We start from the raw sequence: 9,250 nt of genomic DNA on the forward strand, positions 1-9,250 counted from the left end.
ATGCCGTCGTTGGCCAGGATGAGCTGAACGTCGGTGTAGCCGTTCTTCGCGGCGCGATCGATGATCTGCTTGAGCTGATCGGCCGAAAAGTACTTGCGACCGGCGTCGATCGAGAAGATGCTGTGCACCCCCTCTGCCGCCATAGCGCGCGCCGGCAGGGCCGCCATGCAGACCGCTGCAAGCGCAACGGCGGCGACACCTGCAAGCACGCGCTTGATGCGTAGCTTGACCTTGTCCACGTTTCTCTCCCATCTCTAGGATGAATAATGCCTTTCAATGGTAGCCCATAGCAGGAGAAACGTACATATATGTAATACCAGTGGGCGAATTCACTGGGCGAACCGCAGCAAGGTGCGTTCATCACCGCCTACGAAGCAAGGGTCCTTCGCCCTAGCGCTTCTTCTTAGGCCGCGGTTTAGGACGCTTGCGCTCGCTCGGCGAAGCCTCCTTCGGCTCGGGCTTGCCCAGGAGCGCCTGCATGCGCGTCCGATTGCCGCGATGGTTCATGCGGAAGATGCCGGCACCCATAAGACCCGCCACCACGATCACCAAGATCCAGAACAGCTGGCTGCCCAGCTGCGACATAACCTGATCCATCAGGCTCCCTTCATCGATCGAAGCGGAGTCCGCGGACAAACCGCCGCGCCCCGCACTCACAGCGCATCAGTATATAGCGCCCGCACGGCCAACCGCGCTCTATACGCGAAAGGCCCGCTCCCCTCTCGGGGAACGGGCCCTCTCTCAGCCTATGGCGTGGGCAGCCGTATTACTCCTCGTAGGAGTTGTGGCCGTTGGGATCCTCGGGGCTATCGCCGTCGTCCTGGTCGACCAGCTGGTTGAGCAGCTCATCGATGGAGGCCATATCCTCGTTGATGATTCCGCCATTGCCGGCATCCTTGCCGGAAGCGCTCGGAGCGCCGCCGATCATCTCCTCATCGGAGTCGTAGTGATGACGCGGAGCGCTGGTGCCCAGCAGGATATCGTCGGGGCCGTCGGGGCTGAAGACCATCTGCAGCAGCTGCGAGAGATCCTCTTCGTCGGCCACGTCCTCGGTGTTATCGAGGATGTACAGGAGGTTATGCGCCTCCAGGCCGTCGCGCAGCTCCTCGATCGCCTTGGCGCCGATGCCGTCGATGCGGAGCAGGTCCTCCTCGGACTTGCCCACCAGGTCGCCGACGGTCTCGATGCCGACCTCGCTGAACTTGTTGGTCCAGCGCTGGGACACGCCCAGGTCGTCGAACAGATACAGGCGCGCATCCTCAGCGGAGATGGTGCGGCCGTTACGGGTGAACGAGCCGTCGCCCGAACCGTAATCGTCGTAGCCGCTCCAGTCGAGCTGCTGCGGCAGCTGCTCGTCGAGCTCCTTGAGCTCCTCGGGTGCCCACTCGGGCAGAGCCTTGGAGTTGCCGGCGGTGGCGCCGCCCACGGTCACGTAGCCGTCGGAGGTGCGATAGGTCAGCGCGGCATCGGAGTAGGGCTTCAGGCCGGTACCGACCGGAATCTTCTTACCCACGATGACGTTGGACTTGAGGTCGAGCAGGTGGTCGACCTTGCCCTCGATAGCGGCCTCGGTGAGGACGCCCGCGGTACGGATGAACGACGCGGAGGACAGCCAGGAGTCGATGGAGGAAGCGACCTTGAGCGTACCCAGGATCGCGGGCTCGGCCGCGGGGGTGGCGCCGCCGCGACGGGCGATGCGGTCGACCTCGTCGGCGAACTCATAGCGATCGACGTACTGGCCCAGCAGGTAGTTGGAGTCACCGGGGTTGGTGATCTGAACGCGGCGCAGCATCTGACGGGCGATAACCTCGATGTGCTTGTCGTTCAGGTCGACGCCCTGGCTGGTGTAGACGTCCTTGACGTTCTCGACGAACGTGTGCATCGTGCTCTCGATATCCGTGAGCTTGCGCAGGTTGCGGAAGTTCACGAAGCCCTTGGTGATCTGGTCGCCTGCGCGGACCTCGCAGCCGTCCTCGATGCCGGGCATGAAGCGCACCGATGCGGGAACGCGCTTCTCCTCCAGCACACGGCTGTGGTCGGAGGAATCGGTCAGCGTGAGCACGTACTCGGACTTCTCCGGCTTGATGGCCAGGTGGCCCGAGAAGGGAGCCAGGTCGGCCTCGCGGCCCAGGATCTTCTCGTTGACGTTGCCAACGACGTCGAACATACGGCCGACGGTAGGCAGACCCTGCGTAATATCGTCAACGCCTGCAACGCCGCCGGAGTGAATCGTACGCATCGTCAGCTGCGTGCCGGGCTCGCCGATGGACTGCGCGGCGATGATGCCCACCGCGGTGCCGATGGCGACGGGACGACGGGTGGAGAGGTCCCAGCCGTAGCACTTCTGGCACACGCCGTACTTGGAACGGCAGGTGAGCAGCGCGCGGAGGGTGACCTTCTTCAGGCCGGCGTCGAGCAGCTTGTTGATATCAGCGGTGGTCTCGATGTACTCGCCGCGCTTGAACACGACGGTGCCATCGGCCGCCACGGCGTCCTCGGAGAAGCAACGGCCCACGAGGTCGGCGTTGATCGAGTCGGTGCCGGGGATGATGAGGTTGTAGGTGCAGCCCTCTTCCGTACCGCAGTCCTCCTCGCGGACGATGACGTCCTGCGCGACGTCGACCAGACGACGCGTGAGGTAACCGGAGTCGGAGGTGTGGGACGCGGTGTCGACCAGGCCCTTACGAGCGCCGTAGGTCGAGATGAAGTACTCGAGCGGAAGCAGGCCCTCGCGGAAGTTCGCCTTAATGGGAAGGTCGATCGTCTCACCGGACATGTCGGCCATCAGGCCGCGCATGCCGCCGAGCTGGCGCAGCTGGGTCTTGGAGCCTCGAGCGCCGGAGTCGGCCATCATGTAGATCGGGTTCTCCTCGTCGAACATGTCGAGCATGAGAGCCGCGACCTTGTCGGTGGCTGCGGTCCACTCGTTAACGACCTCGGTGTGGCGCTCCATCTCGTTGATGAAGCCCTCCTCGAAGTACTCGTTGATCGAGTCGACGCGGTCCTGGGCCTCGGCCAGGATCTGGGGCTTCTCATCGGGGATGAGGGCGTCCCACAGGGAGATGGTGAGGCCGGCGCGCGTCGCGAAGTGGAAGCCGGCGTACTTGATGGCGTCCAGGATCGGGCCGACCTCGGCCTGCGGGTAGCGGTCGCAGCAGGCCGCGACGAGCTTGCCCACATCGCCCTTGACCATCTTGTAGTTGATGAACTCGTAGTCGGCCGGCAGGCACTGGCGGTTGAAGATGATGCGGCCGATGGTCGTCTCGAAGCGGCAGGTCTTGGTGCCGGTGACGTCGTAGTCCACGAACTCGTTGCGATCGTTCTTCACGCGGAAGAAGCTCTTCTCGCCCTCGAAATGGTTGGCGTCGGCGGCGGACACGCGAACCTGGACCTTGGCCTGAAGGTCGACCTCGGTACGGGCGTCGTACGCGTTCAGGGCGTCATCGAAGCTCGCGAAGACGTGGCCCTCGCCCGACAGGCCGTCACGGGCCTGGGTGAGGTAGTACACGCCGATGATCATGTCCTGGGAGGGGACGTTCACGGGCTTGCCCGAAGCCGGGGAGCGCAGGTTGTTGGCGGAGAGCATGAGCACGCGGGCCTCGGCCTGTGCCTGGAGGCTCAGCGGCACGTGCACCGACATCTGGTCGCCGTCGAAGTCGGCGTTGAAGGGGGCGCAGACCAGCGGATGCAGGTGGATGGCCTTACCCTCGACCAGCACGGGCTCGAAGGCCTGGATGGAGAGGCGGTGCAGCGTAGGTGCACGGTTGAGCAGCACCAGGCGTCCGTCGATGACCTCTTCCAGGATGTCCCACACGAAGCTGGCGCCGCGCTCGATGGAGCGCTTGGCGCCCTTGATGTTCTCCACCTTGCCCAGCTCGACGAGGCGCTTCATGACGAAGGGCTTGAAGAGCTCCAGGGCCATGGTCTTGGGCAGGCCGCACTGGTGCAGCTTGAGGGTGGGGTCCGTAACGATAACGGAACGACCGGAGTAGTCGACGCGCTTACCCAGCAGGTTCTGACGGAAGCGGCCCTGCTTGCCCTTGAGGGCCTCGGCCAGCGACTTGAGCGGGCGACCGCCACGGCCGGAGACCGGGCGACCACGACGACCGTTGTCGAACAGGGCGTCCACGGCCTCCTGCAGCATGCGCTTCTCGTTGTTCACGATGATCGCGGGCGCGTCGAGGTCGAGCAGGCGCTTCAGACGGTTGTTACGGTTGATCACGCGACGGTACAGGTCGTTCAGGTCGGACGCGGCGAAGCGGCCGCCGTCGAGCTGGACCATCGGGCGCAGATCGGGCGGAATGACCGGAATCACGTCGAGGATCATGTTGGCGGGGTCGTTGTGGCCCTTCAGGAAGGCATCCACGACCTCGAGGCGCTTGACGGCCTTCTCGCGCTTCTGCTTCTGGCCGTCCTCGTCGGCGATGATGGCCTTGAGGCGCTCGGACTCGGACTCGAGGTCGATGGCGGCCAGCAGGTCGCGCACGGCCTCGGCGCCCATGTCGCCGGAGAAGTACATGGAGTAGTAGCGCTTCATCTCGCGGAACAGCGGCTCATCGGAGATGAGGTCGCGCTCGGAGAGCTTCATGAAGGCCTGGAAGGCGTCGGAGCGGAGCTGCTTCTCGTCCTTGCACTCTTCCTCGATATCGATGATGCCGGCAGCGATCTCCTCCTGGGTCAGGGGCTCCTCATCGGAGAACTCGTCGAAGTTCTCGGGGTTGCCCTGCTCCTTCAGAGACTCGATCTGACGGGCGCACTCGGCGTCGATCTCCTCGAGGTCGGCGGCGAGCTCCTCGCGCAGGTCCTCGGCGTCGGCCTCACGGGCGTCGTAGTCGACGTGCGTGATGATGTAGCTGGCGAAGTAGAGCACCTTCTCCAGGTCCTTGCTCTTGATGTCGAGCAGGCGGCTCATGGGGAAGCTCGTGGGGCTTTTGAAATACCAGATGTGGCTCACCGGAGCGGCGAGCTCGATGTGGCCCATGCGCTCGCGACGCACCTTGGCCGAGGTGACCTCGACGCCGCAGCGCTCGCAGACGATGCCCTTGAAACGGATGCCCTTGTACTTGCCGCAGGAGCACTCCCAGTCCTTGGCGGGACCGAAGATCTTCTCGCAGAACAGGCCGTCCTTCTCGGGCTTGAGGGTACGGTAGTTGATGGTCTCCGGCTTCTTGACCTCGCCGTGCGACCAGGAGCGGATCGTATCGGCGCTGGCAAGGGAGATCTTTACCGCGTCAAAATCAGTAGCTTCGAAATCTGCCACAGTGTCTACTCCTTATCAGTGGTAGAAGCGGTGAGCTCGCCGATCAGAGCCTCGGCGGCGTCGGCGGACGTGTCGGCTTCGTCGATGGAGGGCAGGACGTCGGATGCACCGAGCATCTCCTCGGCATCCTCGACGACCTCGGGCTCGGGCTCGTGCGTACGCACGGGCTCGATATCGAGGGCGAGCGAGCGGATCTCCTTCACGAGAACCTTGAAGGACTCGGGGATGCCCGCCATGGGAACGTTGTCGCCCTTCACGATGGACTCGTAGGTCTTCACGCGGCCGACGGTGTCGTCGGACTTGACCGTGAGGATCTCCTGCAGGACGTTGGATGCGCCGTACGCGTACAGCGCCCACACTTCCATCTCACCGAAGCGCTGGCCGCCGAACTGGGCCTTACCGCCCAGGGGCTGCTGGGTAACCAGGCTGTAAGGGCCGGTGGAACGAGCATGGATCTTGTCGTCGACCATGTGACCGAGCTTCAGGATGTAGGAGGTACCCACGGTGATGGGCTCGCGGAACTCCTCGCCGGAGCGGCCGTCGAACAGGCGGGTCTTGCCACGGCCGTCGAGCTGCGTCACGAACTCGGGACGCATGTGCTCGCCGAAGCGCTTGGTGGCGAGGTTCACCATGTTCTTGTTGGCGCGACGGATGACCTCGGCGATCTCGTCCTCATGGGCGCCGTCGAAGACGGGGGTAGCCGTGAAGAACGGACCGGGCACGTACTCGTCGGAGTCCTCGTTCTCGGCATCCCAACCGCAGGCGGCAGCCCAGCCGAGGTGGCACTCGAGGAGCTGGCCGACGTTCATACGGGAGGGAACGCCCAGCGGGTTGAGGATGACGTCGACGGGGGTGCCGTCGGCCATGTAGGGCATATCCTCGACCGGCAGGATCTTGGAGATAACGCCCTTGTTGCCGTGACGGCCGGCGATCTTGTCGCCCTCCTGGATCTTGCGGCGCTGGGCAACGTAGACGCGGACCATCTCGTTCACGCCCGGAGCCAGGTCGTCGCCGGCCTCGCGGCTGAAGCGAACGACGTCGATGACGCGGCCGTAGGAGCCGTGGGGCATCTTGAGGGACGTATCGCGGACGTCATGGGCCTTCGCACCGAAGATGGCGCGCAGCAGACGCTCCTCGGCGGTCAGAGCGCTCTCGCCCTTGGGGGTGACCTTACCCACCAGGATGTCGCCCGGGCCGACCTCGGCACCGATGCGGATGACGCCGTCCTCATCGAGGTTGGCGAGCATGTCCTCGGACAGGTTCGGGATCTCGCGCGTGATCTCCTCGGGACCGAGCTTGGTGTCGCGCGCGTCGATCTCGTGACGGGAGATGTTGATGGTGGTCAGCAGGTCCTCGGCCACGACGCGCTCGGAGACGACGATAGCGTCCTCGTAGTTGTAGCCTTCCCAGCTCATGTAGGCAACGGTGAGGTTCTGACCCAGAGCGAGCTCGCCGTGATCGGTCGAGGGACCATCGGCCAGCGGCTGACCCTGCACGACCTCGTCGCCCACGCGGACGAGCGGGCGGTGGTTGATGCACGTGGACTGGTTGGAACGCTGGTACTTGGGCAGGCGATAGGTATCCATGCCGCCGTCGTACTTAACGGTGATCTTGGAGGCGTCGGCGAAGATGACCTCGCCGGCATGACGGGCCAGGGTGACCTCGCCGGAGTCCAGGGCGGCACGGCGCTCCATGCCGGTGCCGACGTACGGGGCAGCCGGATGGACCAGCGGCACGGCCTGGCGCTGCATGTTCGCACCCATGAGGGTACGCTTGGCGTCGTCGTGCTCGAGGAAGGGAATGAGGGTGGCGGCGACCGAGATCATCTGGCGCGGCGAGACGTCCATGTAGTCGACCATCTCGACGGGCACGTCTGCGGGGGCACCGAAGGAGCCGTCGAAGTCGCGCGTACGGGCGACGATGGTGTGAGGACGAACGAGGCTACCATCGGCCTCGCGCTCCACGAACTCGTTGGTCGCGGGGTCGAGCGGCGTGTTAGCCGGCGCGATGATGTGGTTCTCCTCCTCGTCAGCGGTCATCCAGTCGATCTGGTCGGTAGCAACGCCGTTCTCGACGCGACGATACGGAGCCTCGATGAAGCCGTACTCGTTCACGCGGGCGTACAGCGAGAGCGAACCGATCAGGCCGATGTTGGGGCCTTCGGGGGTCTCGATGGGGCACATACGGGAGTAGTGCGAGTTATGGACGTCGCGGACGGCCGTAGGCACGTTCGTACGACGGCTGGAACCGGACTTGTGGCCGGCAAGACCGCCGGGGCCGAGGGCCGACAGACGGCGCTTGTGCGTCAGACCGGTCAGCGGGTTGGACTGGTCCATGAACTGGGAGAGCTGCGAAGAGCCGAAGAACTCCTTGATGGACGCCACGATCGGACGGATGTTGATCAGGCTCTGAGGCGTGATCTCGTCGATGTCCTGCGAGCTCATACGCTCGCGAACCACGCGCTCCATGCGGCTCATACCGATGCGGAACTGGTTGGCAACAAGCTCGCCGACCGTACGGATACGACGGTTGCCGAAGTGGTCGATATCGTCGGTCTTGAAGCCGGGGGTTCCGGCAGCGAGCTCGAGGAGGTAGCGCAGCGTGGCGACGATGTCCTCATCGGTCAGCACGACGACGTCCTCGGCGGTCTCCAGACCGAGCTTCTTGTTGACCTTGTAGCGACCCACGCGCGCCAGATCGTAACGCTGCGGGTTGAAGAGCAGGCCCTCGAGGAGGCTGCGGGAAGCGTCGACGGTCGGGGGCTCGCCCGGACGCAGGCGACGATAGATCTCGATAAGGGCATCCTCGCGCGTGAGGGCGGTATCGCGCTCGATGGTGCGCTTGACGACATCGGAATCACCGAGCATCTCGATAATCTCGTCATTGGTCGTAGCGATGCCGAGGGCGCGCAGGAACATGGTTGCGGACTGCTTGCGCTTACGGTCGATGGAAACGACGAGCTGATCGCGCTTGTCGACCTCGAACTCGAGCCAGGCGCCACGGGCAGGAATGACCTGCGCCTTGTATACCTGCTTGCCGCCGTCCATCTCGGAGCCGTAGTACACGCCCGGGGAGCGGACGAGCTGCGAGACGACGATGCGCTCGGTACCGTTGATGATGAAGGTGCCCTGATCGGTCATCATGGGGAAATCGCCCATGAAGACGAGCTGCTCCTTGATCTCGCCCGTCTCCTTATTGGTAAGACGAACGTCGGTCAGCAGCGGAGCCTGATAGGTCATGTCCTTCTCGCGGCACTCGTCCACATCGTGGGCGGGGTCGCCGAACTGATGGTCACCAAAGGTGACCTCGAGGACATGATTCTGGCTCTGAATGGGGCTGGACTCCTTGAATGCCTCACGAAGTCCATCGGTCATGAAGCGCTGGAAGCTCTCCTTCTGAACGGAGATGAGATTCGGCAGCTCCATCACCTCGGGGATCTTTCCGAAGTTGACGCGCGTGCGCTCTGTTGCCGTTACCGGCAGGGTGGCTTTTGCATCACTCACCAGGCGTTCCCTCCTTCTTGGGAAAATGCGGCTTGCTAGACGATCGCGCTTCGTTGTATCCTCGACCACGGTGCGAATAGACGCCCCGTGCACGCGAAACAACGTACAGGCACAAATCGCCTGATATCGCAACCTACTAGTTTAGCAACTACAAACCGTTTATCAATTAAAGACTTGACTAGTATTCTGTTTTGGATTAGTTGAGATTCTACTCTGTTATTTATGCAGGTAGAACATACTGTACCGAACACCTGTTCATGTGTTTCTAATGAAGCATCTCCATGAGCGTCGCCTGGACCCCACTGGGAATTGGCTTGCGACGCCGCAATCCCCTTTACGGCGGAAGGACCCTTTGTATGAGGGAACCCGATCCAAAGGGCTCGACGCTCGATAGCCGCTCGCCCCGCCGGGCCCCCTTAAACGAAGGAAGGGGCCCTCCCTCGCGGGAGGACCCCTTCCAGGCACCGAAGTGCCGTCCACCGGTCAG

General features: G+C 63.6%; 3 protein-coding genes and 1 pseudogene. All 4 read right to left on the reverse strand.

Translation table 11 applies throughout. The annotated features are described in order from the left end of the window. Positions 1–239: pseudogene (locus tag I2E26_RS06265) on the reverse strand (lacto-N-biosidase); the annotation flags it as partial. A gap of 151 nt (positions 240–390) precedes the next feature. Further along, entirely contained in the window at positions 391–597 is a 207-nt protein-coding gene (locus I2E26_RS06270) for a hypothetical protein (protein WP_147588932.1), read from the reverse strand. Between the two features lie 169 nt (positions 598–766). Further along, positions 767–5,260, reverse strand: coding sequence for a DNA-directed RNA polymerase subunit beta' (locus I2E26_RS06275; protein WP_147588931.1), 4,494 nt, complete (start codon positions 5,258–5,260; stop codon positions 767–769). A gap of 5 nt (positions 5,261–5,265) precedes the next feature. Beyond that, positions 5,266–8,763: a DNA-directed RNA polymerase subunit beta gene (locus I2E26_RS06280; protein ID WP_195420046.1), complete on the reverse strand. Its 3,498-nt coding sequence runs from the start codon at positions 8,761–8,763 to the stop codon at positions 5,266–5,268. Positions 8,764–9,250: the final 487 nt, after the last annotated feature.

Source organism: Collinsella sp. D33t1_170424_A12, assembly GCF_015554865.1.
Classification (GTDB): Bacteria; Actinomycetota; Coriobacteriia; order Coriobacteriales; family Coriobacteriaceae; genus Collinsella.